Here is a 24,084-nt window from a genome sequence, read left to right as displayed (position 1 = left end):
GTTGTCTGACACCGCATGTTTGCGCCGGGCGCGCAAAATGCGGCCATCGGCCCACGCGGCCGAACCGGGAAGGGATTGAAAAGTCCTGATTCCCTCCACACTCCAGAAGGATGCGCATGTCCAAGAAACAGATTCAGGCTGACAACCAGCCCGTAGACGGGGAAATCGGCCAAGGCCACGGCGGCAAGGTTGAAAACGACACCAACAAGACCGGTGCCCACGAGCCCACGCAGAAGAACCAAGGCCGGCGAACCCCGCAAAGCCGCAATGACCGGGAGTCGCACATCGGCAGCAGCAACCAGACGCAGTCACGCCGGGGAAACAGTGGAGGAAGCTCGGGCGGGCATTAGCCGCCAGGTCCGGGGCTTTTTTCAACCCGTCTTCAGCTTGTTCGCCCTGCACGGCTCGCACGGGCCAAAGTCCCTCCCATAATCAACCCACTTATTTCCGGGTGGAGGCGACATATGGGCATGCTGATCGTGGGCTTGATACTTTTTCTGGGGGCGCACTCCACGCGCATCGTGGCCGAAGGCTGGCGTTCGGCCATGATCAGGCGCTTGGGCGCTGGACGCTGGAAAGCCGCTTATTCGCTGGTGTCGCTGGTCGGCCTGGTGCTGATCATCTGGGGCTTTGGACTGGCGCGTCAGCAGCCGGTCGAGTGGTGGCCGGCGCCGTTCTTCATGCGCCATGTGGCCTGGCTGCTGACCGCCGTGGCCTTTGTGCTTTTGGCTGCCGCCTATGTCCCGCGCAACCGCATCAAGGCGCGGCTGCACCATCCGATGGCGCTCGGCGTGGTGTTCTGGGCCGCTGCGCATTTGCTGGCCAACAGCAACCGGGGCCATGTGGTGCTGTTTGGCAGTTTTCTGGTGTGGGCGGTGCTGAGCTTTTTTTCGGCCCGCATGCGCGACCGCATGGCCCGGACCCTGTACCCTGCGGGCACCGTTTCAGGCACCGCAGTCACCGTGCTGGCGGGCCTTGCGGCCTGGGCGGCGTTTGCGTTCTGGGCACACGGCTTGCTGATCGGCATCCGGCCGATGTAGCCGGTGTTGGCACGACAAACCTCTTGCCTGCCTTGAAGGGAAAAGCGCAAGCCGCCGGTTTACTTGTCGGGCAGTTCAATCTTGACTTCGAGAACGTCAAGGTTTTCCTGACGCTCCAGGTTGAGCTTGATGTCGTCGGGGTTGATCTTGATGTACTTGGCGATCACGGCAATCAGGTCGCGCTGCAGCGCCGGCAGGTAGTCGGGTTCGTGGCCGTTGCGTCCTGAACGCTCATGCGCCAGGATGATCTGCAGCCGCTCCTTGGCCACATTAGCCGTTTTTTTCTTTTCACCGAGAAGGAAGGAGAAAAAGGAGGCCATGGCTTTTTACTTTCCCCCAAACAGGCGTTTGAAGAAACCGGGTTTCTGGGCATCGATGAAGCGCATCGGCTTGTCCTCGCCCAGGAAGCGGTCGATCACGTCCTTGTAGGCTTCCGACACGTCGCTGCCCTGCATGTGGACCGCCGGTACGCCTTGGTTGGACGCCTGCAGCACGGTTTCGGATTCGGGAATCACGCCGATCAGCTTGATGCGCAGGATGTCCTGGATGTCTTCGAGCGACAGCATCTGGCCCTGGTCCACGCGGCTCGGGTTGTAGCGGGTGATCAAGAGGTGTTCCTTGATCGGCTCGCCGCCGTCGATGGCACGCTGCGTCTTGCTCGACAGCATACCCAGGATGCGGTCCGAGTCGCGCACCGACGAGACTTCGGGGTTGGTCACGACCAGCGCCTCGTCGGCGAAATGCATCGCCATCAGCGCGCCGGTCTCGATGCCGGCGGGCGAGTCGCAGATGATGTATTCAAAGTCCATGGCCGCCAGGTCGTCGAGGATTTTTTTCACGCCTTCGATCGTCAGCGCATCCTTGTCGCGGGTTTGGGAGGCGGCCAGCACGAACAGCTCGGGGCACTGCTTGTCCTTGATCAGCGCCTGGTTGAGCGTGGCTTCGCCCTGGATGACGTTGATCAGGTCGTACACCACGCGGCGCTCGCAGCCCATGATCAGGTCCAGGTTGCGCAGGCCCACGTCAAAGTCGATCACGGCGGTTTTGTGGCCGCGCAGGGCCAGGCCGGTTGAAAAGCTGGCGCTGGTAGTGGTCTTGCCGACGCCGCCCTTGCCAGAGGTGACCACGATGATTTTTGCCATTCGAAAAAGTCCTTTTGAAAACGGTAGGTGATTCAGTCAGTCAGTCAGTCAGTCAGCCAGGTTGGCAAGGCACCTCTGCCAGATCATGCATCAAAGTGCGCCTGGCAGGTAAGCGGTTGCGCCCGAAAAAAACGGTGCGGCGTGAAAGCGTGGGCCATGGTCACAGCATCGGTGTCATGACCAGCTTTTCGCCGTCCGGGCCTTCGACCAGCCGCACCTGCGTGGGATGGCCGGTGACCTCGGGCGGCAACGGGTTTTCGCTGGTGCGGTAGATGCCGGCGATCGACAGCAGCTCGGCCTCCAGCGCCAGCGCAAAGATGCGCGCCTCGGTATTGCCGCGCGCGCCGGCAATGGCCCGGCCGCGCAGCGGCGCATAGACATGGATGTGGCCGTCGGCAATCACCTCGGCGCCGGCATTGACCATGGCCAGCACCACCAGGTCGCGGCCCCGGGCATAGACCTGCTGGCCGGAGCGCAGCGGCTTGTCGATGACCAGCGCGCCCAGCGGCGCCGCATGCACCTGCGGCTGCGGCTCCTGCGGTTGTTCGGGCGAAGCCGGCGCCGGCCGGGGCGTCAGCAGTTGCGCATCGTTGCCGGAAACCAGGCCGGCCTGGCGGGCGGCGGCCATTTGCGCCGGGTTGCCGCCCTTGACGGCAATCGGCACCAGCCGGAAGCTGACCAGCAGGTCCAGCAGCGCGGGAAAGTCGATGTCGGCCGCGCCCAGGCCCTGCAGTGGCGAGAGGTCGATGACCAGCGCATCCTGGTCGAAAAAATCGGGAATGTCGCCGAAGCGCAGCGTCATCTCGCGCGCCAGCGCGGCCAGGTCGGTGGACTTGAGCAGCAGCGCGACCAGCGGAAAATTGGCGCTCTTGATTTCAAAGGTGGTGGGCGTGGCGACAGTCATGGGCGATCAAGGCTTGGTGAACAAAGGAAGGCAGGCCCCGACGGGGTGGCAGCGCCCATGCTGGCTGGAAACCCGAGGGTAGCGCAGGAAGCGCGGCCATTCCGGCGGCGGGAAGCGGCATTTGTTAGCGTGTGAAACGCTGCAGGGGAATGACCCTGCGTCTGAACCACATCAAGCATTGAATGCATGCAGATTGCGCCCATCTGTAAACGTTGAAAACAAAAACGGCCATTATCCCGGAACTTGATGAACTTTCTGACGCTGGCCGGACTGAGCGCCGCACTTCACGCTTATGTTGCCCTTCGCCTTATTCCGGACCTGGCGGGATTTCCGGCGGCCCGGCTTTTGCTGGCCGCTGTGCTGGTGATGTCAATGCTGCTGATTCCCCTGGGGCTGATGGCCCGCCGCATCGCCCGCCTGCCGCTGGCCGACCGGCTGGGCTGGGCCGGCCTGCTGTGCATGGGCCTGTTCTCGACGCTGATGGTGCTGACGCTGCTGCGCGATGCGGCCTTGGGCCTGTTGTGGGCGGTGGATTTCCTGGCGCCTGGCGGGCTGGCGCTGGCTTGGTGGCGCACTGTGTCGGCGCAGGCAGTGCCCTTGCTGGGCGGGCTGTCGGCGCTGCTGGGATTCCTGAACGCCCGGCGCACGGCGGCGGTGGTGCGGATCGATGTGCCGATTTCCGGACTGCCGCCGGCGTGGCAGGGGTTCACCGTGGCGCAGATCAGCGACATCCATGTCGGGCCGACCATCCGCCAGCGCTATGTGCGCCGCATCGTCGAGCGGGTCAACACGCTGCAGGCCGATCTGGTGGCGATCACCGGCGACCTGGTCGATGGCCGGGTACACGAACTGGCCGCGCAGGTGGCGCCGCTGGCGGACCTGCGTTCGCGCCACGGCACGTTTTTTGTGACCGGCAACCATGAATACTATTCGGGCGCGCATGCCTGGATTGAAGAATTGCGGCGTTTGGGGCTGACGGTGTTGCTGAACGAGCATGTGGTGATTGCCGCCGGGGATGCAGGTAAGCCGCTGGTGCTGGCCGGCGTGACCGATTTCAGCGCGGGCCATTTCGACCCGGCGCACCGCAGCGACCCGGTGCGCGCGCTGGCGGGCGCGCCGCCTGAGGCGGTGCGGGTGCTGCTGGCGCACCAGCCGCGCAGTGCGGCTGCGGCGGCTGAAGCCGGGTTCGACCTTCAACTGTCGGGGCATACCCATGGCGGACAGTTCTATCCGTGGAACCTGTTCGTGCGCTTGCAGCAGCCGTTCACGGCGGGCCTGCACCGGTGGGGAACGCTGTGGGTGTACACCAGCCGGGGGACCGGCTACTGGGGGCCGCCGAACCGGTTTGGGTCGCCTTCGGAAATTACCTGCCTGCGGTTGGTGGCGGCTTGAGTTGTTTGCTTGCGCTTCATGGACCTGCTGGCCGGGGGTTGCCCGGCAGCAACTCACTTTTCTTTGCTTCGCCAAAGAAAAGTAAGGGCGGATTCAAATCGCAAGTGCAACACTACGAATCCGGAGGAGTTGCATGACAAGAACCTATCAACAATTGAATGCTGAAGAGCGCGGCGTGGTGATGGCCATGAAGCTGCAGTTCTGCAGCATGCGCTCGATTGCCAGTGCACTGGGCAGAGCGCCGAGCACGATCTCGCGCGAGCTGCGCCGCAATGAGTGGCAAAGCGAAGCCGGGCAATGCGTCATGGGTCGCCCCCGCATCGCTGGCGGCTATGACGCAAAGCGCGCCGGCAAGCGGGCCAGACGGGTGCGCCGCGAAGCCTGGCCGTCGCGCAAACTCCACCACACTGGTCTCCTGTGGGCCGAGGTCAGGGCGCTGCTGGAACTGAAGTGCTCGCCCGAGCAGATCGCTGCCAAACTCAGGCAGCGCCATCCCGGGCAACGTCAGTTGCAGGCCTGTCATGAAACCATCTACACCGCGATCCACGCCGCCATCTACGCCATGCCCGGGGGAGAGCTGCGCCGTGAGCTGGTCGGGCTGCTGCGCCAGGGCCGCTGTGCACGCAGGCGCCGCAGCCGGGGCACTGACAGGCGCGGCTCGCTGCAGGGCACGTTGAGCATTCATGCGCGCCCGGCCCAGGCCAACGAGCGTTTGCTGCCCGGCCACTGGGAGGGCGACCTGATCGTGGGCAAGGCCAACGCGTCGTCTGTCGGCACGCTGGTGTGCAGGAAGTCGCTGTTCACCATGATGGTCAAACTGGGCAGCAGCAAGGCTGCAGACGTGCTCGACGGCTTCACCAGGGCGTTCTGTGCGCTGCCGCAGGAGTTGCGCCAGACGCTGACGTACGACCAGGGCAAGGAGATGGCGCTGCACAAAAGCCTGGCCGACAACACCGGGATGACAATCTACTTTTGCGACCCCCACAGCCCCTGGCAACGGGGCCTCAACGAGAACACCAACGGGTTGCTGCGCCAGTACCTGCCCAAGGGCACGGACCTGGGCGTGTACTCCCAGCGAGAGCTCGATGAGATGGCCTGGGAGCTCAATACGCGCCCCCGAAAGAGCCTCGGCTGGCGCAGCGCTGCAGAGGTGTTCTACGACGATGCCAGCATGGCAAAAGCCGGCCTTATCCCTACTGTTGCACTTGGTCTTTGAATCCGCCAAGCAAAAGAAAGGCGACCCGGCTGTCCTGGTCCCTTCGCTTCGCTACGGGCAACCTGCGATGACCGGCAAAAGCGGGGGTCCGCGCAAACTCGCTGCGCTCAAACAGCGCGCGGCCCTGATCCCGCTTTTGCCCGTCATCACAGGCCCAGCCAGAACGGGACAGGCGGGAGCGGATTCGGAGTCAAAAGTGCCTTTTGCGCATTAAGGGTGGGTATAAGCAGCTATCAAATTAGTAGTGTAATAAACTTGGCCAGCAACGCAAAAAAACACCTCAAACCCACCATGAACACCCCGCCAGGCCTTCCCGCCATCTACGTCCTGCGCCTCAACCCCGGTGATGACCTGCGCGCCGGACTGGCGTCGGCTTTCAAGGAACTGCAGGGCCGGGGATGCCAGGCCGCCTGCGTCATCTCGGCCGTGGGCAGCCTGTCGCGCGCCGTGTTGCGTCATGCGGCGCAAGCGCAGGCAAGCGTGCTGGACGAGCCGCTGGAACTGATCAGCCTGTCGGGCACGCTCAGCGCCGATGGCCCGCACCTGCATGCCAGCGTGGCCGACGCCAGTGGCCAGATGCGCGGCGGCCATGTCATGCCGGGCTGCAGCGTGCGCACCACGGCCGAAATCGTGCTGGCGCCGCTGCCGGGCTGGGCGTTCAGCCGGGCGCATGATGCGCGGACCGGCTTCATGGAACTGGTGGCGCAGCCGCTCGCCGTGCGCCGCTAGCCGTCGGTTTTGGCCGATGGTTTGGCCCGGGTTTCCATCACCAGGTAAACCGCCGCCGCCACCAAGAGCGGCACCAAAAAATACACCACCCGGTAGGCGACCAGCCCGGCCAGCAGTTCGTGCTGCGGCATGCGGTGCGACAGCAGCGCGACAAACACCGCCTCCAGCACGCCCAGGTTGCCGGGGATGTGGGTGATGACGCCGGCAATCGCCGCCAGCAGCAGCACGCTGGCGACGCTGAAAAAATCGATGTGCTGCTGCAGCAGGACAAAGACGATGCCCGACATCAGCAGCCAGTTGGCCGCGCCCATGGCAATCTGCAGGCCGGCCAGCCTGATCGACGGCAGCTCGATGTCGTGGCCGCGCAGGCTGAAGCTGCGCTGGCTGGAAAAGGCGCAGGCGCCCAGGTAGGCCAGCGCCAGGGCCAGCAGCGCGGAACCGATCAGGCGCAGCTGGAATGCGTCGATTTTCCAGCCCGGCGGCAAGGCCGGCGGCTGCAGGCTGAACACCAGCCCGGCGAGCAGCAGGTAGCCCATCCAGTTGGCCAGCATGCTGATCGACATGACGCGGGTGATGGTGCCCAGCGCCAGCCCGAGCCGCGAATACAGCCGGTAGCGAAAAGCCACGCCGCCGACCACCGAGCCGAGGTTGAGGTTGAAGGCATAGCTGACGAAGGTCAGCTGCATCACGGTCAAAGCGCGCAGCGGGTGGCCGGTGTAGTGGCGCCCGAGCAGGTCGAAGCAGCTGTAAAGCGCATAGCTGGCGCCAGCCAGCGCCACCGCGCCCCAGGACGCCGACAGCGGGTAGTCCTGCAGCGATGACAGCACCCTGCCCCATTCGATGGTGCGCGCCTGCGTCACCAGCAGCCAGGCGACCAGGGCGAAAAAGACCGTCGTGCCGGCGCGCCGCAGCCACGGCCACCAAGCCCGGTCGGTGAGCTTGCGCCCCACGCCTGGCGGGCCGCCCGGAGGCGCCGGGGACGGCAGGCTGTCGCTCATCGGCGCCTCACGCCGCGTCGGCATGGCTGACCCGGTCCGCGCCGGCGTTTACGGAAGCTTCGGCAGGCGCTGCGGGCGGCATCAGGCGCGGCGCGTGCGCCGGCAGCCAGCCGGCCCAGGCCGGAAAGCGGCTGAGCAGGTGAAAGACGAAAAAACTGCGCAGCACGCGCCACCAGCTCCATTCCACCAGATCGGCGGCATGAATTTGCTTGCAACTGTTTTGCACCAGGTCGTCCAGCCGCGCGCCCAGGAGCTGGTTGAAGGCGCGGTCCTTGATGATCACGTTGGCCTCCAGGTTCAGCGACAGGCTCAGCGGGTCCAGGTTGCTTGAGCCGACCGTGGACCAGGCGTCATCCGACACTGCCACCTTGCCGTGCAGCGGCCGCTCGCAATATTCGAAGATCTGCACGCCGGCCGACAGCAGGTGGTGATACAGCATGTTGGCGGCGGTCTTGACAATCGCCATGTCGGGCTCGCCCTGCAGGATCAGCCGGACCTCGACGCCGCGCCGGGCGGCCCGGCGCATTTCCTTGAGCAGCCGGTAGCCGGGGAAGAAGTAGGCGTTGGCAATCACCACGCGGTGCCGGGCGGCGCGGATGGCGATGCGGTAATGCCGCTCGATGTCGGTGGTGTGCTTGCGGTTGTCGCGGGTGACAAAGATCGCCGCCGCCTCACCCGCCGGCGCCGGTTCCGTGCGCCAGCCTTGCGTCAGCAGGTGCGCCCGGTCGGCGATGCGCTCGCGCAGCTGGCCGGCAAAGCTCGTGGCGGCGTTGCGCTGCCCGGCCGCCAGCGCCTTGTGTACGAACGCGTGGATCACCGTGACGATGGGGCCTTCGATCTCGACCGAATAGTCCTGCTTGGCCTCGGGGCCATAGTCGGCCAGGTGGTCGGCCGAATAGTTGATGCCGCCGACAAAGGCCTGCTTTGCGTCCACCACCACGATCTTGCGGTGCATGCGCCGGAACACGTTGGTGCGCCAGCCCCACAGGCGCGGCGCCGGGTCGAACACATGCACCCGCACGCCGGCCTGCGTCAGCGCCGAGATAAAGCCGGGCGACAGGTCGGGCGAGCCGAAGCCGTCGATCGTCAGGTCGATGCGCACGCCGCGCGAGGCCGCCGCCAGCAGCACCGCATGCAGCGCCAGCCCGACCTTGTCCTCGAACAAAATGAAGGTTTCCACCACCACCTCGTGGCGGGCGCCGGCAATCGATTCAAACACGCGCGGAAAAAACGCCTCGCCGTTTTCCAGCAAGTGAAAGCGGTTGCCGCCGACCCAGCGCGTCACGCCTTTCCCCCGCAGGCCGCCTGGCCCTGGAATGGTCGGTAAGGCCGGTACAAGGCACGGAGCGGGTTCATGGCGCGAACCTTTTCAAAGCCTGATTTCCGCCGCCAGCGGCGCGTGGTCGGACAGGTGCGACCACGGATGGCTGGGCAGCACGATGGGCGAATGGCCGACCGCATTGCGCACATAGATGCGGTCCAGCTGCAGCAGCGGCAACCGGGCCGGAAAGGTGCGCGCCGCATGGCCGTTGGCCTGCACGAAGACCTCGTGCATGTTGGCGCCTTTGGCCATCTGCGCGTGGGCGCGGCGCCGCCAGTCGTTGAAGTCGCCGGCCACCACGACGGGCGAGCGCGCCGGGATGTCCTTGCGCACCAGGTCGCACAGCAGCTTGATCTGCTGCGTGCGGTGGGTTTCGACCAGCCCCAGGTGGACGCAGATGGCGTGTACATTGCGGCTCTGGCCGGGCACCTGCAGTTCGCAATGCAGCATGCCGCGCCGCTCGGGGCCGCTGATGGAGATGTCGCGGTTTTCAAACTTGACGATCGGAAACTTCGACATCACCGCGTTGCCGTGGTGGCCGTTGGTGTAGACCGCGTTGCGCCCATAGGCAAACTGGTCCCAGATGCTGTCGGCCAGGTATTCGTAGTGCGGCTGCTCGGTGTAGTTGTCGAACTTTTCCGCATGCTTGAGGTGGCTGCCGGTCACCTCCTGCAAAAACACCACGTCCGCGCCCACGGTGCGCACCGCGTCGCGCAGTTCGGACAGGATGAACTTGCGGTTGAAGAAAGTGAAGCCCTTGTGGATGTTGACCGTCAGCACCTTGAAGGAGGTCGCTGGGGCGGCAGCGCCGGCGGCCGGTTCGGCAGCGGCCGCGGCCGCAATACGCCTCGCGCGGGGCTCGGCATGAGGTGATTTGATTTTGTGGGGCATGAGGTTCTCGGACGCTGGATCAAGGATTCCGGGCAGCGCGGCATTGAAGGAAGAATGGACAACAATCTGGCCGCTACGGGAGGCCGGGAACCGGCCAGGCTTGACGAAACATGATTGTTAACCGGCAGGGTATTGAGGACTGTAGGACGGTAACTTATTTCTGCCGCAATGACAGACACATCCTACGTGCTTGACTGTGAACGTCCGACACAAGGCGTAGGCTTTGCTTGCTAACTTTCATGTGGCTTTTTCCAATTAACAAGCCCTTGCGGGTAAGAAAAGGAGAGCAACGTCATGACCACGAAATTTGCCCTGAGAACGATTCCCCTGGTAACCGTGATGACCGCTGCGGTGATGTTCGGCGCCGCCGCGCACGCGCAAACCGCAGCCAGCCCGGCGGCGGCGGCGCCGACGCGCGAGGCAGTCAAGATGGAGACCGCCGATTTCCTGCGGACCCACCGCTGGGACGATGACAGAACTTCCTGGGTGATGAAGTCGGGCGTCGATGCCCCGGCCGGGGTGAAGCCTCGCACCGAAGTGAAGGCCGAGCGCGACGTCTTCCTGCGCGCCAACCGCTGGAGCAACGAAACCAGCACCTGGGTGCCGGTCAAGGGCGGATCGCGCGACTTGGGAACCATGTCGCGCACCCAGGTGGCGGCCGAAACCAAACAATTCCTGGCCACGCATACGTTTGACGAGGAAAAAGGCGCTTATGTCGCGAAGGCTCCGCGCAAGACGAAGTGAAGCGTCAAGGCGCGTTGCGGTTGGCGCCAGAACCTGAAAAAAGCATGAAAAACCATGTTTGCGCAATAGCGGCGGGCATTACCAGCTATTAAAAAAGGAGTAGCCAGCCGTCTTGGGCGGACATGAAAAAACCCGCACCGTCGTGCGCGCAGGCGCAAGAGGTGCGGGTTTTTCAAGATGCCAGCGACACGGATCGCCCGCCGGCACGGGGCCAATCAGCCCTTGCGGTGCATGCCTCCGTGGTGCTGGCCATGGCCGCGATGCTCTTGGCCCATTTTCTGGTGCTCGGCATCAAAGGTCTTTTGCTGATCAAGGCTCAGGGCGGCGTAGAAAGCCTTGGTGGCGTCGCCGCGCTTGTCCATCTCGGCATTCATTTCGGTCATGCGCTGGGTGCGCAGCGCCTTCATCTTGTCGATGCGCTCGGGCGTGGTCAGCTTGTCGAGTTCGGCGCGCTGCCCGGCCATGGGCCGTTCGCCGCCCATCATGCGGGCCGGCGGCTGCATAGCGGCGGTGAAGGCGGTCCAGGCGCCTTCCTGGGCCGGCGTGATCTTGAGCCTGGCTTTCAGCTCGGCCTGGCGCTTGGCCATCCACGCCTGCATCTTGGCGGGGTCGTGGCGGCCCATATTGTGCTCGCCATGGTGCGGCGTGGCGTTCTGGGCCGCAGGTGCCGACGTGCCGGAATTCAGCCCTGCGGGGGCCGCGTCGGTGCCTTGCGCGATGGCGCCCACGCCAGCGGTGGCCAGCAGGCTGGCAAGGATCAGGCCATTCAGTGATTTGAGTGCGAATTTCATGGAAGCTTCCTTGGGATGAAAAGGTCTGGCACCAGGAATTGGCGACAGCTTGGGCGCCAGTGTGGCGCGCCCGTGTATCGCCGCCATTGCGCGGTTGTGATGGTTTGTAAAGTTGGGTGAAAGCCGTGTGGCGGCCACCGGTTTTTTTCGGGCTGTCTGGGATATGCTTTGGCCTCCAAACGCAACAGGAAACCAGGCAGGCCATGAGTTTTTTATCGGAACTGAAAAGTCGGGCCAATGTGCTGCAAGGCCTGGAACTCGGCGCGCAGCGTGACCTCATGGCCGGCACCGAGGCCTGCGAGCAGGCCTGCCGGACGGCGCTGGTGTACCTGCAGGATTTGTGCGCCCAGCTCAACGTGATCAAGCCGCTGGCGCCAGCGGTTTACAGCCTGGACGGCAAGGCGCCGTTTGCCGCATCCACGGCGCTGGCGCAGCGCAATTTCCGCTGCGACGCGCGCCGCAAGATGCTGCGCAATGCCGAAGTGTGCGACTACATCGGCGTCGGCTGGGACTTGTCGCCGGCCGCCGGGCCGGTCGCCACCCACACCGTCAGCGTGAACTTTCCACCCGACCTGGCGCGGGTGACCGAACGCCTGTCGGTCGGCCAGATCGCCCACGAGCGCAAGGAGCAGCGCCATCCCGGAACCAGCAAGCTGCTGGCGTATGTGTTCGACTACCAGACCGAAGCGCGCGCCTTCATCACGCTCACGCCCGACCATGACACTGGCGCCATCGCCTTTCGCGTGACCAACGTGGGCGGCTTCGGCGTGCTGAACGCCCGCTATGCGGCCGCGCAGGTCACGAACCGGCTGATGGACGAACTGGCGAAAAAAGTGGTCGGCCAGCCCAGCCGCTTCGGCTGACAAGCGCACCCGTTTGCGCACAGGGTTATTGCCCGGCCGGGCCGGGTGTGCTTACAATCGCCGCAGCTTGTCGGGGTGCCCGGGATGTTTACATCCGGGGCTGAGATCGCAGTTTGCGAGACCCGCTGAACCTGATCGGGATCATCCCCGCGTAGGAAACAAGGCACTTTGGCTCCGGAAATCCGTCAACCCCCTGCAAAGGGTTTTTTTGGCGGCGACAGTTCCGGCTCCCCAGGCAGGCCCCCACCTTTTCTGGAGACAAGCTATGGCCAAAAACAATCTTTCCGTCAACGCAGCCGACCTGACCAGCCGCATCACGCGCACGCCTTTTCCGGGTTCGCGCAAGATCTACATCCAAGGCTCGCGCCCCGACATCCGCGTTCCGTTTCGCGAGGTCACGCTGACTGACACGCTGGTGGCCGAAGGCGTTGACACCCGCCGCGAGGCCAATCCGCCGCTGCGGCTGTTCGACTCGTCGGGCGTCTACACCGACCCGGCCGCCAGCATCGACATCACGCGCGGCCTGTCCGCATTGCGCGCCGCCTGGATAGCCGAGCGCGGCGACACCGAAGCCTTGCCCGGCATCAGCAGCGCCTACGGCCGCGAACGCCTGAACGACCCGGCGCTGGCTGACCTGCGCATGGCCCACGCGCCGGTGCCGCGCCGCGCCAAGCTAGGGGCCAACGTCTCGCAAATGCATTACGCACGCAAAGGCATCATCACGCCCGAGATGGAATACATCGCGATCCGCGAGAACCTGGTGCGCGCCCAGCTGGCCGAACGCCTGGCGACCGAGCGCGTTCCCAAGACCGGCCATTCCTTCGGCGCGGCTATCCCCAAGGACATCACCGCCGAATTCGTTCGCGACGAAGTGGCGCGCGGCCGCGCCGTGATCCCGAACAACATCAACCACCCCGAAACCGAGCCGATGATCATCGGCCGCAACTTCCTGATCAAGGTCAATGCCAACATCGGCAACTCGGCCGTCACGTCGAGCATCGAGGAAGAAGTGGACAAGCTGGCCTGGTCGATCCGCTGGGGCGCCGACACCGTGATGGACTTGTCCACCGGCGAGAACATCCACGAAACGCGCGAATGGATTTTGCGCAACTCGCCGGTGCCGATCGGCACGGTGCCGATCTACCAGGCGCTGGAAAAGGTCAACGGCAAGGCCGAAGACCTGACCTGGGAAATCTTCCGCGACACGCTGATCGAGCAGGCCGAGCAGGGCGTGGACTACTTCACGATCCATGCCGGCGTGCGCCTGGCCTATGTGCCGCTGACCGCCAACCGCCTGACCGGCATCGTCTCGCGCGGCGGCTCCATCATGGCCAAGTGGTGCCTGTCGCACCACAAGGAAAGCTTTCTGTACGAGCATTTCGAGGACATCTGCGAAATCATGAAGGCCTACGATGTGTGCTTCTCGCTCGGCGACGGCCTGCGTCCCGGCTCGATTGCCGACGCCAACGACGAGGCGCAATTCGCCGAACTGCATACGCTGGGCGAGCTGACCCAGATCGCCTGGAAGCACGACGTGCAGGTGATGATCGAAGGCCCGGGCCATGTGCCGCTGCAGCTGGTCAAGGAAAACGTCGAAAAGCAGCTGGAGGCCTGCTTTGAAGCGCCGTTCTACACGCTTGGCCCCTTGATCACCGACATCTCGCCCGGCTACGACCACATTTCGTCGGCGATGGGCGCGGCGAATATCGGCTGGTATGGCACGGCGATGCTGTGCTACGTGACGCCGAAAGAGCACCTCGGGCTGCCGAACCGCGACGACGTGAAGCAGGGCCTGATCGCCTACAAGATCGCCGCGCACGCGGGCGACCTGGCCAAGGGCTACCCCGGCGCGCAGATGTGGGACAACGCGGTGTCGAAAGCGCGTTTCGAGTTCCGCTGGGAAGACCAGTTCCGCCTGGCCATCGACCCGGACACGGCGATGGCTTACCACGACGAAACGCTGCCGAAAGAGAACGCCAAGGTGGCGCATTTCTGCTCGATGTGCGGGCCGAAGTTCTGCTCGATGAAAATCTCGCAGGAAGTGCGCGAGTTTGCGCGGCTGAACCCGCAAACCACGACGCTGGCGAAAACGCCGGGCGTGATTCCGATTCAGCAGGTCAGCAGCGGTTTCGAGGAAAAAGCCGAGGAGTTCCGCAAGGGCGGGAACGAGATCTACTCCTGAAGCCTGAAGCGGGCGGCTCCCGTCTTGCGCCTTCCCCCGCTGGGGGAAGGCCGGGACAGGGGCCTCCCCGAATCGAATCAGGAGCCGCTTTTAAGGCGCTATCAATAAAATAGCTGTCAGTACATGCAGGATGTGCGCTAGTAGCCTTTTTTGACTTAAATTCAACGGGATTTTCCCCGCGTCAGATTTTTAATCCACCTTTGTTCCCGCCGCCGCCGCCCGCATCCCAGCCTTCCCCCCAGCGGGGGAAGGAGCAAGGAGGGGACGGCTGGCAGCCATCACGAGTCAATCCACCATGACCTCCCCTCTTCACATCGGTATCGCCGGCGCCGGCCTGGCCGGCCGCACGCTGGCCTGGCGCCTGCTGCGCGCCGGCTGCCGCGTCACTTTGTTCGATTCACGCCAGCGCGCCGAGCTGGACACCGCTTCGATGACGGCGGCGGCCATGCTCTCGCCGCTGGCCGAGCTGTCCGTGTCGGACGAGGTGGTGTTCGCGCTCGGCCAGCGCTCGATGCAGCTCTGGCCGCGCTGGATCGGCGAGCTGGCCGAAGGCGGCGGCGAGCCGGTGTATTTCCGCCAGAAAGGCACGCTGGTCGTCGCGCATGCGCCAGACCAGAGTTCGCTCGACCATTTCAGCCGGCTGCTGCAGCACAAGCTGCCGGGCGCCTGCCGCGCGCAGGTCCACACGCTCGATGCGGCCGGGCTGGCCGCGCAGGAGCCGGCGCTGGCCGGGCGTTTTGACGGCGGCCTGTTTCTGGAAAGCGAAGGCCAGCTGGCCAACGACCAGTGGATGGCCGCGCTGGCGACTGAAATTGACCGGCTGGGCGTGACCTGGCATGAAGGCGTGGCGGTCGAGCGGGTCGAGGAAGGCCGCATCGTCTGCGCCAGCGGCACGCATGCGGTGGATGTGGCGGTCGATGCGCGCGGCGTGGGCAGCCAGGCGCAGTGGCCGCAGGTGCGCGGCGTGCGCGGCGAGGTGCTGCGCGTCGAATGCCCCGGCGTCACCCTGCAGCGCCCGGTGCGGCTGATGCATCCGCGCTATGCGCTGTATGTGGCGCCGCGCCCGGACCACCAGTTCGTCGTCGGCGCGACCGAACTCGAATCGGAAGACACCGGCCCGGTCACGCTGCGCTCGACGCTGGAGCTGGGCAGCGCGCTGTACAGCCTGCATCCGGCTTTTGGCGAGGCGCGGGTCTTGCGCCTGTCGGCCGCGCTGCGCCCGGCGCTCGACGACCACCGGCCGGCAGTCGTGCTGCGCGGCGGCGTCTGGCACATCAACGGCCTGTACCGGCATGGCTATCTGTGCGCGCCGGCGGTGGTCGATGAACTGGCCCATAAACTCCTGGGCATTGAACCCAAGGAGGCGGCATGAGCAATTTTGAAATTTCCCTGAACGGCGAGCGCATCGCCACGCAGGCATCCACGCTGCACGCGCTGCTGCTGGAGCGCGGCTACGATATGAAAAGCGCGTTTGCCTGCGCCATCAACAGCGGCTTCGTGCCGCGCCCGCAGTGGCCGGAACGCCATTTGCAGGGCGGCGACCGCATCGACGTGGTCACGCCAATAACGGGAGGCTAAGAATGGCACACCCCCGCCGGGCGCTCACTGCGTGTAGCGCCCAACCCCCCTTGCAGGGGGCAACGCCCATGGCCTGGCAAAGCCAGTTCCATGGCGTTTACTGATAGAAAGCAATACCTGCGCCGTGTACTGCGCAGGGGCTAATTAAAGAAGCAATTCACATGACTATTTCCGCAGCCCTTCCCATCGCCCACGGCAGCCCTTGGACGGTGGCCGGTATGACATTGAACAGCCGGTTTTTCCTCGGCACCTCGCACTACCCGTCGCCGCAGGTGCTGGGCGACGCGGTGCGCGCCAGCGGAACCGAAGTGCTGACCGTCGGCCTGCGCCGGCTGCAGCCCGAGAGCGGCGGCGGCGCGAGCTTCTGGCAGCGCATCCAGGCGCTGGGCTGCCACATCCTGCCCAACACCGCCGGCTGCCACAGCGCCAACGAGGCCATCACGCTGGCGCAGATGGCGCGCGAGATTTTCGGCACCGCGTGGATCAAGCTCGAAGTGATCGGCGACGACTACACGCTGCAGCCCGACACCGTGGCCACGCTGGAGGCCGCCACGGCACTGGCGAAGGACGGCTTTTCGGTCTTCGCCTACACCACCGACGACCTGGTGATGGCCCAGCGCCTGCATGCGGCGGGCTGCGCGGCGGTGATGCCGTGGGCCGCGCCCATCGGCACCGGGCGCGGGCCGCTGAACCCGTATGCGCTGGAAACCATGCGCCGCCGCCTGCCGGATGCGGTGCTGATCGTCGATGCCGGGCTGGGCCGGCCGTCGCATGCGGCGCAGGTGATGGAACTGGGCTTTGACGCCGTGCTGCTGAACACCGCCGTCGCGCAGGCGGGCGACCCGGTGCGCATGGCGCGCGCCTTTACCGACGGCGTGGCGGCTGGCCGCGCCGCGTATGAATCGACGCCCATGCCCGAGCGCGCCGCCGCGCAGGCCTCCACGACAACCGTCGGCGTGCCGTTCTGGCATGCGAACTGATGCCATCCGAAGAGTCCTTTTTTACGCGGTGACCGACATGACCTCCACGCCCTTCGCATCCCTGACCGGCCCCATCGGCTTTTACCCCGTCGTGCATGACGCCGCCTGGGTGCAGCGCCTGCTCGGCTGGGGCGTTCGCACCATCCAGCTGCGCTTCAAGGCCGCCGGCCACACGCCCGCCGAGATCGAACGCGAAGTGAATGCCGCCGTCGAAGCCGGTAAAAGTGTGTCGGGCGCACAGGTTTTCATCAACGACCATTGGCAGATCGGGCTGGCCGCTGGCGCCTATGGCGTGCATCTGGGCCAGGAAGACCTGGACAGCGCAGACATTGACGCCCTGCGCAGCGCCGGCCTGCGCCTGGGCCTGAGCACGCATACGCCGGCCGAACTGGCGCGCGCCCAAGCGGTGCAGCCGTCTTACCTGGCGATTGGCCCGATCTACCCGACGACGCTCAAGGTCATGCCTTACGAGCCGGTCGGCCTGGCGCAATTGAAGGAATGGGCCGCGCTGGCCACGCCGTATCCGGTGGTGGCGATCGGCGGTATTTCGCTGGAGCGCCTGCCCGGCGTGCTGGCCTGCCTGAACGGCGGCAACGATGGCGTGGCGGTGGTCAGCGCGGTGACGCTGGCGGATGATCCGCAGCAGGCGGCGCTGGCCGGCCTGCGGCTGGCTGCCGGCTAAATGCGCCCTGAACCCCATTTCATGCATCAAAATGCCTTGTTGCGCAGACGCAGCGGGCACTTTCAGCTATTCATTCAGTAGCGCGGGATAGTCGGTGTAGCCTTCGGCGCCGCCGCCGTAGAAGGTCGCCTTGTCGGGCTCGTTCAGCGGTGCATCGGTGCGCAGGCGCCTGACCAGGTCCGGATTGGAGATGAAGGGCTTGCCGAAGGCGACCAGGTCGGCGCCGTCCTTCAGGGCCTGCTCGGCCGTCGCCTTGTCGTAGCCGTTGTTGACCATCCAGGCGCCCTTGCCGCCGGCTGCGCGGTAGGCTGCCTTCAGCGCCGCATAGTCGAACGGGCGCTCGGGCATATCGCGCGCGCCGCCGGTGGCGCCGACGATGATGTGGACATACGCCAGACCCAGCTTGGCCAGGTGCTTGACGACGTACTCGAACAGCGGCTGCGGGTCGCTGTCGAACGCATCGTTGGCCGGCGTGACCGGCGACAGGCGGATGCCGGTGCGGCCGCCGCCAATCGCGTCCACCACGGCGCGGGTCGCCTCCAGCATCAGGCGCGCGCGGTTGCGGATGGGGCCGCCGTAGTCGTCGGTGCGCTGGTTGGAGCCGTTCTTCAGGAACTGGTCGAGCAGGTAGCCGTTGGCGCCATGGATTTCCACGCCGTCGAAACCGGCGGTGACCACCGCATTGAGCGCCGCCGCCCGGTAGGTGTGAACGATCTCGGGCAGTTCCCCGGCGTCGAGCGCGCGCGGCTCGGACGTGGCCACGAAGGTCGGCACGCCGTCCCGGATCAGCACGGTCTTGGTCCTGGCGGTGATGGCCGAAGGCGCCACCGGCTGGCCGCCTTCGGGCTGCAGCTCGCAATGCGAGACGCGGCCCACATGCCAGAGCTGGACCACGATCTTTCCGCCTTCGTCATGCACGGCTTTGGTGACCTGCTTCCAGCCGTCGAGCTGCTCGGTGCCGTACAGGCCGGGCACATCGGCATAACCCTGGCCCTGGTGGCTGATGGCCGTGGCTTCGGTGATGAGCAGGCCGGCCGTGGCGCGCTGGGCGTAGTACTCGGCCATGAGCGGCGTGGGAATGGCGTCGGGCGCGCGGTTGCGCGTCAGCGGCGCCATCACGATGCGGTTCGCCAAGAGCAGATCGCCGGCCTGGACGGTGTCGAATAAAGAAGGCATTGGATTTCCTGGTTCTGGTGTGAAAAGGCAGGCCGCCGGCCAGAACGGAGACACAGGCGTGCTGCACCGGATCGGCTTGTCCGGGCCGTCTGGCGCACGGCAAGCCTTGAGAAAACTAGCTGCCGATTATGAACCGGGGCCTGCGGCGCAGGCCACCCGAAGCCCCTGATTCTGGTCAGGAAAAACAGTTTTTGCCCGAGCTTCCCGGTTTGACCATCGGGCCATAATGGCATGGAAAATGCCTCATTCCCCGCTCATTGAACCATGTCACGATAGCGGACTCTGATCAGCAGGCAGGCGAAATTCGCGGCACCGGCAAGGCGATGTCCTACAAGGTGCAAAGGGCGGTGCTTATTCTGAAAACCGGCACGCGCTTTTACGATGGGAAGCATCGTCTTACGCATGGTTTTAACGGATGGACGTGTGCCCCGGGCTTGTGGTCACGGCACTGAAAGGAGATAGAAATGGTCAAGTACGCAATTATCTTTGCGGTGATTTCACTGATTGCAGGCGCCCTGGGATTCAGCGGCGTTGCAGCCGGAGCGGCGGGAATTGCCAAGGTGCTGTTCGGCCTGTTCCTGATCCTGGCGCTCATTTTCATCGTGCTGGCCGCGCTGGGTGTGGGCGCCGCCAAGAAAATGATGAAGTGATGGAGCCCACCGACAGCAAGCCGCCCGCAACGGTGGTGTCACGGTTGAAGGACCGTCTTTTTCAGGGCTGGTCGTCCCGCGAAGAACCCCGTGAATCCGAAACCCACCCGGTGCCGGCCATCGCGCCCCAGCGCCAGGTCGGGTTTCCCTCCAGAATCGCCGAGTTCCTGCTGGTGTTCCGGCTCAGGGCGCGCCGCCGTTCCGCGCTGTCAGCCGACATCCTGGAGCGCGCCGTCCGCGTCGTGTTCGTGACCTGCAAGAACTGGTTTTCCGGCACCGATTCGCCTTCCCCCCGGCCGGGCAGGCATGATTAGCCGGCCGGCTGGTCACGCAGCCGGCCTTTTTTGTCTGTCCTACACGAAACAACCCTCCCATGCATACCTCTTTGGTTGACTGCCTGCTCGAATACGAAGTGAGCAGCCCGGCGCATTTCCTGCTCAACATCGGCGCCGCCTTCCATCCCGGCCACGAGGTCGTCGAGGAGCGGCTGACCATCACGCCGAGCATGAAGGTGCGCCATTTTTCCGACGAGCGCAGCGGCAACCGCTTCATCCGCCTGGACGCGCCCAAGGGCGTGCTGTCGGTCAACTACCATGCCCGGGTGCAGCTGCATCCGTCCGCGCAGCCGCTGCACCTGGACGAGTCGCCCGTCAGCGCCCTGCCCGACGACGTATTGCATTACCTGATGCCCAGCCGTTACTGCGAATCCGATTCGCTGCGCCGCGTGGCGCAGCAGCTGTTCGGCCATCTGCCGCCGGGCATGGGCCGGGTGCGCGCGGTGGAAAGCTGGATTCACGAGTCGGTCGACTACCAGCCGGGCGTCACCCAGCCGACCACCACGGCGCAGGATGTGTTCGTGCAGCGCGTGGGCGTGTGCCGCGACTTTGCGCACCTGGGCATCACGCTGTGCCGGGCGCTGAACATTCCGGCGCGGCTGGTGGTGGGCTATGTGAATTTCGCCGAGCCGCCGCAGGACTTTCACGCCGTGTTCGAGGCCTGGCTCGACGGCCGCTGGGTGCTGTTCGACGCCACGCGCATGGCGCCCATCGACCGGCTGGTGCGCATTGGCACCGGCCGCGACGCCAAGGACGTCGCTTTCGCCACGATTTTTGGCGACGTGAAAATGCTGCGCAAGGAAATCACCGTCGATGAGGGCGAATTTCCCGCTGATGGCAAAGGCAGCGACGCCGAGCCGGCGGCTGCCGCATCGCTGGGCTTGGCCGGGTTTTAAGCGCCGCCGTCAGGTTTTGTAGCTGGTATCGCTCCGGTCCAGCTTGCGGATCAGCGACGGCCAGACAAAGGCGCCGCCCAGGCCGCCGGTCTGCACGCGCATCGCTTCGGAAACGCCCTTGACGATCAGCGGGTTGACCTGCGTCAGCGCGCCGCCGCCGGCCTGCGCGTCCACCTGGATGCGGCAGGCGTTTTCAAAGGTGTACATGCTCAGGAACGCATCGGCAATCGACTTTCCGACCACCAGCAGGCCGTGGTTGCGCAGCACCAGGAAATTGGCGCGGCCCAGGTCGGCCTGCAGGCGCGGCTTTTCGTCGTCCCTGAACGCCACGCCTTCATAGTCATGGTAGGCCAGCGACGCCAGCACGAAGGTCGATTGCTGGCTGATGGGCAAGATGCCGCCGGCCTGCGCGCTGACGCCCACGCCGGCCCGCGTGTGGGTGTGCAGCACGCAGGCCGCGTCAAGCCGGGCTTCATGCACGGCGCTGTGGATCACGAAGCCGGCGGGGTTGACCGGAAACGGCGAGTCGATGACCTTGTTGCATTGCTCGTCCACCTTGACCAGGCTGGACGCGGTGATCTCGTCGAACATCAGGCCGTAGGGATTGATCAGGAACTGGTGCGCACCAAGGCCGCTAACCGACTCGGGCAATTTGGCGCTGATGTGGGTGAACACCAGGTCGCTCCAGCCGTACAGCGCCACCAGCCGGTAGCAGGCCGCCAGGTCGCAGCGCAGCTGCCATTCTTCGGCGCTGACCGCGCCCTGCAGGGAAGGAATGTTCAAGGGGTGCCTCCTGGGATATACGTGATGGGGCCGACAGCCTACAACGCCTGCCGCCCGGTACGGTGTTTCCCGCGCGACACCCTGGCTCCGGCCCGGATTCGGAGCCGGGAAAATACCGGTTAATGCTATTTAAAATATAGCTAATACTGCCCGTGGACAGTGCGAAAACCGGGCTTTTGGCTGTTTTTCCGGGCAAATCACCTAGCGCTGGAAGGCGACCACCACCTGGCGCTGCTCGCCCAGCCCGTCAATACCCAGCGCGATCTGGTCGCCTGCTTTCAGGTAGACCGGCGGCTTCATGCCCATGCCGACGCCGGGCGGCGTGCCGGTGGTGATGACATCGCCGGGCTCCAGCGTCATGAACTGGCTGACGTAGCTGACGATTTTGGCCACGCTGAAAATCATCGTCCGGGTCGAGCCGGTCTGCATGCGCCGTCCGTTGACGTCCAGCCACATGCCCAGGTTCTGCGGGTCGGGCACCTCGTCGCGCGTGACCAGCCACGGCCCGAGCGGCCCGAAGGTGTCGCAGCCCTTGCCCTTGTCCCAGGTACCGCCGCGCTCGATCTGGAATTCGCGCTCGCTGACGTCGTTGATGGTGCAGTAGCCGGCGACATGGTTGAGCGCCTCGCTTTCTTCCACATAGCGCGCGCGGGTGCCGATGACCACGCCGAGCTCGACCTCCCAGTCGGTCTTGACCGAATCGCGCGGCAGCATGACCGCATCGTCCGGTCCCTGGATGCAGCTGGTGGCCTTCATGAAGACGATGGGCTCTGCGGGAATCGGCAGGCCGGATTCGGCCGCATGGTCGGCGTAATTCAGGCCGATGGCGATAAATTTACGCACGCCGGTCAGCGGACTGCCCAAACGCGGCGAGCCTTCGACCGCCGGCAGGGCGCTGGCGTCGTGCTGGCGCAGGGCGTCGAGCGCGGCATCACCCAGCTGGTCCGGGCCGATGTCGCTGACGATGCTGCTCAGGTCGCGCAGCTGGGCTGACGCATCGATGAGGCCAGGTTTTTCCTGGCCGGGGCGGCCGTAGCGAACGAGTTTCATGAGGTTTCCTTTTTTCCTTAGGGGGGTGAATCAGTTCATCTTCAGCCCATGGCGTCAGATCGTGATGCCGCCGTCGATGTTGTAGGCTTGGCCGGTGACAAACGCCGATTCGTCGCTGGCCAGAAACACCACCAGCGGCGCGATTTCATGCGCCTGCGCCAGCCGGCCGATGGGCTGGCGCGCGACAAAGCCCTTGCGCGCCTCGACCGGGTCGTCAAACACATTGATGCGCTCCTGCAGCGACGGCGTGTCCACCGTGCCGGGGCAGACCGCATTGCAGCGCACGCCCTGCCCCACGTAGTCGGCGGCGACGCTCTTGGTCAGGCCGATCACGGCGGCCTTGGAGGCGCCGTACAGAAAGCGGTTGGGCAGGCCCTTGAAGCCGCAGGCGCTGGCCATGTTGACGATGCTGCCGCCCTGGTTGGCCAGCATCTTGGGCAGTGCCGCCTGGATCATCCAGAACTGCGCGCGCACATTGAGCTGAAAGGCAAAGTCCCATTCGGCGTCGGTGGCCTGCAGCACCGAGCCGGCATGCACGAAGCCGGCGCAGTTGAACAGCACATCGAGCGGCGGCAAGTCGTTCATCAGCGTTTGAATAGCCTGCTTGTCAAGCACATCGAGCACCGCCGTGCGGACATTGGCCACGCCGTCATAACCGGCGAGCAGCGCCGGATTGACATCGGTGGCCCAGACCTGCGCGCCTTCGGCCGCCATGGCCAGCGCGCTCGCCTTGCCGATGCCCTGTCCAGCGGCGGTCACCAGCGCGGTTTTTCCTTCGAGTCTCATCTTGTTTCCTTGCGAGGGGTTGTCGATCGGCACAGCCGCAGGCGCCAGGGCAGGGTTTTGCCGGATGGGTAAGCCGCCTGTTCCATGGGATTATTAATTGGCCTTACCACTTGGCCAATTCTGGCTAACCCTTAATTCGAATTTTCAGCTTTTTGCGCATGTCCCTTCTTCAAACCGTCGAACCCCAGCGCCTGTACCGGCAGATCGCCGCGCAGTTGCGCACGCTGATCAGCGCAGGCGAACTGGCCGTCGGCAGCCGCCTGCCGGCCGAGCGCGACCTGGCAAAACAACTGGGCGTGAGCCGGCCGTCGGTGCGCGAGGCGCTGATTGCGCTGGAAGTCGAAGGCTGGGTCGAGGTGCGCACCGGCTCGGGCGTGTATGTGCTGGACCGCAGCAGCCAGGCTAGCCATGCCGCCGCCCGCCAGCCGCAGATTCCCGACGACGAATGGGGGCCGCTGGAACTGATCCGCGCACGCCGTGTGGTGGAAGGCGAAACCGCCGCCCTCGCCGCCACCGAGGCCAGGCCCGGGCACATCGCGGCCATGGCCCAGGCGCTGGCCCGGATGCAACTTGACGCCGACCAGGACGTGCTGCCGCTTGAAGGCGACCGCGACTTTCACACCGCCATCGTCGAGTCCTGCGGCAATGTGGTGTTGATCGAGACCGTGCAGCGCTTCTGGGACTCGCGGCGCGGGCCGCTGTTCGAGCGGCTGACCGGCTATTTTGAAACCCTGGATTCCTGGCGCGCCGCCATCGCCGAGCATGAGGCGATCCTGCTGGCGATCCGCAGCCGCGACCCGGCCGCCGCCCGGCTGGCGATGCACCAGCACATGGACAACTCGCACACCCGTTTCAGCGTGAGCTGGCGGCAGGCACAAAAGCCCAAGTAGCTGTCCACCCCACAAGCGGTGCACGACTGGCGTGTGCATCGCCCGTCCCCGGCAAAGCCAGCAAC

Annotated in this window: 27 protein-coding genes and 1 riboswitch; of the genes, 16 read left to right on the top strand and 11 right to left on the bottom strand. The window is 65.2% G+C overall.

Annotated elements, in window-relative coordinates; translation table 11 throughout:
• Nucleotides 1–116: 116 nt before the first annotated feature.
• Together EC86_RS0116395 and EC86_RS0116390 are read left to right on the top strand one after the other, a co-directional pair.
• Nucleotides 117–350, top strand: coding sequence for a hypothetical protein (locus EC86_RS0116395; protein ID WP_232229918.1), 234 nt, complete (start codon nucleotides 117–119; stop codon nucleotides 348–350).
• A 114-nt stretch (nucleotides 351–464) separates the two neighbouring features.
• Nucleotides 465–1,040 carry an NnrU family protein gene (locus tag EC86_RS0116390; RefSeq protein ID WP_029526854.1) on the top strand — a complete coding sequence of 192 codons (576 nt, stop codon included), beginning with the start codon at nucleotides 465–467 and terminating at the stop codon, nucleotides 1,038–1,040.
• A 59-nt stretch (nucleotides 1,041–1,099) separates the two neighbouring features.
• On the opposite strand, the gene minE is transcribed toward EC86_RS0116390, so the two are convergent.
• From minE to minC, 3 genes are all read right to left on the bottom strand, one after another.
• Nucleotides 1,100–1,360, bottom strand: coding sequence for a cell division topological specificity factor MinE (gene minE, locus EC86_RS0116385; RefSeq protein ID WP_029526853.1), 261 nt, complete (start codon nucleotides 1,358–1,360; stop codon nucleotides 1,100–1,102).
• Between the two features lie 6 nt (nucleotides 1,361–1,366).
• Nucleotides 1,367–2,182, bottom strand: a complete 816-nt coding sequence (gene minD / locus EC86_RS0116380) for a septum site-determining protein MinD (RefSeq protein WP_029526852.1) — start codon at nucleotides 2,180–2,182, stop codon at nucleotides 1,367–1,369.
• A gap of 160 nt (nucleotides 2,183–2,342) precedes the next feature.
• Entirely contained in the window at nucleotides 2,343–3,086 is a 744-nt protein-coding gene (gene minC / locus EC86_RS0116375) for a septum site-determining protein MinC (protein ID WP_029526851.1), read from the bottom strand.
• Between the two features lie 246 nt (nucleotides 3,087–3,332).
• On the opposite strand from minC, the gene EC86_RS0116370 reads away from it, so the two are divergent.
• From EC86_RS0116370 to EC86_RS0116355, 3 genes are all read left to right on the top strand, one after another.
• Nucleotides 3,333–4,478: a metallophosphoesterase gene (locus EC86_RS0116370; protein WP_029526850.1), complete on the top strand. Its 1,146-nt coding sequence runs from the start codon at nucleotides 3,333–3,335 to the stop codon at nucleotides 4,476–4,478.
• 133 nt (nucleotides 4,479–4,611) lie between these two features.
• Complete coding sequence (locus EC86_RS0116365) at nucleotides 4,612–5,694, top strand: IS30 family transposase (protein ID WP_029524521.1); 1,083 nt, start codon at nucleotides 4,612–4,614, stop codon at nucleotides 5,692–5,694.
• A 291-nt stretch (nucleotides 5,695–5,985) separates the two neighbouring features.
• Entirely contained in the window at nucleotides 5,986–6,423 is a 438-nt protein-coding gene (locus EC86_RS0116355) for a PPC domain-containing DNA-binding protein (protein WP_029526847.1), read from the top strand.
• Here EC86_RS0116355 and EC86_RS0116350 read toward each other — a convergent pair.
• The 3 genes from EC86_RS0116350 to EC86_RS0116340 form a co-directional block, all read right to left on the bottom strand.
• Nucleotides 6,420–7,445: a lysylphosphatidylglycerol synthase transmembrane domain-containing protein gene (locus EC86_RS0116350; protein ID WP_029526845.1), complete on the bottom strand. Its 1,026-nt coding sequence runs from the start codon at nucleotides 7,443–7,445 to the stop codon at nucleotides 6,420–6,422. The two genes, EC86_RS0116355 and EC86_RS0116350, sit on opposite strands and share 4 nt — an antisense overlap.
• Entirely contained in the window at nucleotides 7,429–8,706 is a 1,278-nt protein-coding gene (clsB, locus tag EC86_RS0116345; RefSeq protein ID WP_036772291.1) for a cardiolipin synthase ClsB, read from the bottom strand. Before clsB ends, EC86_RS0116350 begins: the two co-directional genes overlap by 17 nt.
• 84 nt (nucleotides 8,707–8,790) lie before the next feature.
• Nucleotides 8,791–9,633: an endonuclease/exonuclease/phosphatase family protein gene (locus tag EC86_RS0116340; protein ID WP_084181396.1), complete on the bottom strand. Its 843-nt coding sequence runs from the start codon at nucleotides 9,631–9,633 to the stop codon at nucleotides 8,791–8,793.
• A 294-nt stretch (nucleotides 9,634–9,927) separates the two neighbouring features.
• Between EC86_RS0116340 and EC86_RS0116335 the strand changes: the two genes are divergently transcribed.
• Nucleotides 9,928–10,377, top strand: coding sequence for a hypothetical protein (locus EC86_RS0116335; protein WP_029526841.1), 450 nt, complete (start codon nucleotides 9,928–9,930; stop codon nucleotides 10,375–10,377).
• Between the two features lie 215 nt (nucleotides 10,378–10,592).
• Here EC86_RS0116335 and EC86_RS0116330 read toward each other — a convergent pair whose 3' ends face one another.
• Entirely contained in the window at nucleotides 10,593–11,168 is a 576-nt protein-coding gene (locus EC86_RS0116330) for a Spy/CpxP family protein refolding chaperone (RefSeq protein ID WP_029526840.1), read from the bottom strand.
• A 203-nt stretch (nucleotides 11,169–11,371) separates the two neighbouring features.
• On the opposite strand from EC86_RS0116330, the gene EC86_RS0116325 reads away from it, so the two are divergent.
• The 6 genes from EC86_RS0116325 to EC86_RS0116300 all read left to right on the top strand — a co-directional run bounded on the left by EC86_RS0116325 (nucleotide 11,372) and on the right by EC86_RS0116300 (nucleotide 17,453).
• On the top strand, nucleotides 11,372–12,031 hold the full coding sequence (locus EC86_RS0116325; protein WP_029526839.1) for a hypothetical protein: 660 nt from the start codon (nucleotides 11,372–11,374) through the stop codon (nucleotides 12,029–12,031).
• Nucleotides 12,032–12,092: 61 nt separating this feature from the next.
• Nucleotides 12,093–12,206: riboswitch (TPP riboswitch) on the top strand.
• A 90-nt stretch (nucleotides 12,207–12,296) separates the two neighbouring features.
• The gene (thiC, locus tag EC86_RS0116320) at nucleotides 12,297–14,213 is read left to right on the top strand and encodes a phosphomethylpyrimidine synthase ThiC (protein WP_029526838.1); all 1,917 of its coding nucleotides are present in this window, start codon (nucleotides 12,297–12,299) and stop codon (nucleotides 14,211–14,213) included.
• Nucleotides 14,214–14,508: 295 nt separating this feature from the next.
• The gene (gene thiO, locus EC86_RS0116315; RefSeq protein WP_029526836.1) at nucleotides 14,509–15,585 is read left to right on the top strand and encodes a glycine oxidase ThiO; all 1,077 of its coding nucleotides are present in this window, start codon (nucleotides 14,509–14,511) and stop codon (nucleotides 15,583–15,585) included.
• Entirely contained in the window at nucleotides 15,582–15,791 is a 210-nt protein-coding gene (gene thiS, locus EC86_RS0116310; protein WP_029526835.1) for a sulfur carrier protein ThiS, read from the top strand. The genes thiO and thiS overlap by 4 nt, the downstream gene beginning before the upstream one ends.
• Before the next feature lie 218 nt (nucleotides 15,792–16,009).
• A complete protein-coding gene (locus EC86_RS0116305; protein WP_232229970.1) occupies nucleotides 16,010–16,771 on the top strand; it encodes a thiazole synthase in 762 nt (253 codons plus the stop codon).
• Nucleotides 16,772–16,808: 37 nt separating this feature from the next.
• Complete coding sequence (locus EC86_RS0116300; RefSeq protein WP_029526832.1) at nucleotides 16,809–17,453, top strand: thiamine phosphate synthase; 645 nt, start codon at nucleotides 16,809–16,811, stop codon at nucleotides 17,451–17,453.
• A 66-nt stretch (nucleotides 17,454–17,519) separates the two neighbouring features.
• On the opposite strand, the gene EC86_RS0116295 is transcribed toward EC86_RS0116300, so the two are convergent.
• Complete coding sequence (locus EC86_RS0116295) at nucleotides 17,520–18,629, bottom strand: alkene reductase (protein WP_029526831.1); 1,110 nt, start codon at nucleotides 18,627–18,629, stop codon at nucleotides 17,520–17,522.
• A gap of 464 nt (nucleotides 18,630–19,093) precedes the next feature.
• On the opposite strand from EC86_RS0116295, the gene EC86_RS0116290 reads away from it, so the two are divergent.
• Genes EC86_RS0116290 through EC86_RS0116280 form a run of 3 tightly spaced genes read left to right on the top strand, consistent with a single transcriptional unit; the run spans nucleotide 19,094 to nucleotide 20,510 of the window.
• On the top strand, nucleotides 19,094–19,279 hold the full coding sequence (locus tag EC86_RS0116290) for a DUF1328 domain-containing protein (protein WP_029526830.1): 186 nt from the start codon (nucleotides 19,094–19,096) through the stop codon (nucleotides 19,277–19,279).
• Nucleotides 19,279–19,593 (top strand): hypothetical protein, encoded by a 315-nt coding sequence (locus EC86_RS0116285; RefSeq protein ID WP_029526829.1) that lies wholly within the window; start codon nucleotides 19,279–19,281, stop codon nucleotides 19,591–19,593. The genes EC86_RS0116290 and EC86_RS0116285 overlap by 1 nt, the downstream gene beginning before the upstream one ends.
• Before the next feature lie 59 nt (nucleotides 19,594–19,652).
• Nucleotides 19,653–20,510: a transglutaminase-like domain-containing protein gene (locus EC86_RS0116280; protein ID WP_029526828.1), complete on the top strand. Its 858-nt coding sequence runs from the start codon at nucleotides 19,653–19,655 to the stop codon at nucleotides 20,508–20,510.
• Nucleotides 20,511–20,519: 9 nt separating this feature from the next.
• On the opposite strand, the gene EC86_RS0116275 is transcribed toward EC86_RS0116280, so the two are convergent.
• The 3 genes from EC86_RS0116275 to EC86_RS0116265 all read right to left on the bottom strand — a co-directional run bounded on the left by EC86_RS0116275 (nucleotide 20,520) and on the right by EC86_RS0116265 (nucleotide 23,129).
• Nucleotides 20,520–21,293: a class II aldolase/adducin family protein gene (locus EC86_RS0116275; protein ID WP_029526826.1), complete on the bottom strand. Its 774-nt coding sequence runs from the start codon at nucleotides 21,291–21,293 to the stop codon at nucleotides 20,520–20,522.
• A 201-nt stretch (nucleotides 21,294–21,494) separates the two neighbouring features.
• On the bottom strand, nucleotides 21,495–22,343 hold the full coding sequence (locus EC86_RS0116270; RefSeq protein WP_029526825.1) for a fumarylacetoacetate hydrolase family protein: 849 nt from the start codon (nucleotides 22,341–22,343) through the stop codon (nucleotides 21,495–21,497).
• Nucleotides 22,344–22,397: 54 nt separating this feature from the next.
• Entirely contained in the window at nucleotides 22,398–23,129 is a 732-nt protein-coding gene (locus EC86_RS0116265; protein ID WP_029526824.1) for an SDR family oxidoreductase, read from the bottom strand.
• A gap of 158 nt (nucleotides 23,130–23,287) precedes the next feature.
• Here EC86_RS0116265 and EC86_RS0116260 point away from each other — a divergent pair, with 158 nt between their 5' ends.
• Nucleotides 23,288–24,019: a FadR/GntR family transcriptional regulator gene (locus EC86_RS0116260; protein WP_029526823.1), complete on the top strand. Its 732-nt coding sequence runs from the start codon at nucleotides 23,288–23,290 to the stop codon at nucleotides 24,017–24,019.
• Nucleotides 24,020–24,084: the final 65 nt, after the last annotated feature.

Source organism: Polaromonas glacialis, assembly GCF_000709345.1.
In the GTDB taxonomy this organism is placed as follows: Bacteria; Pseudomonadota; Gammaproteobacteria; order Burkholderiales; family Burkholderiaceae_C; genus Polaromonas; species Polaromonas glacialis.
This window is presented reverse-complemented; position numbering and strand designations above follow the sequence as displayed.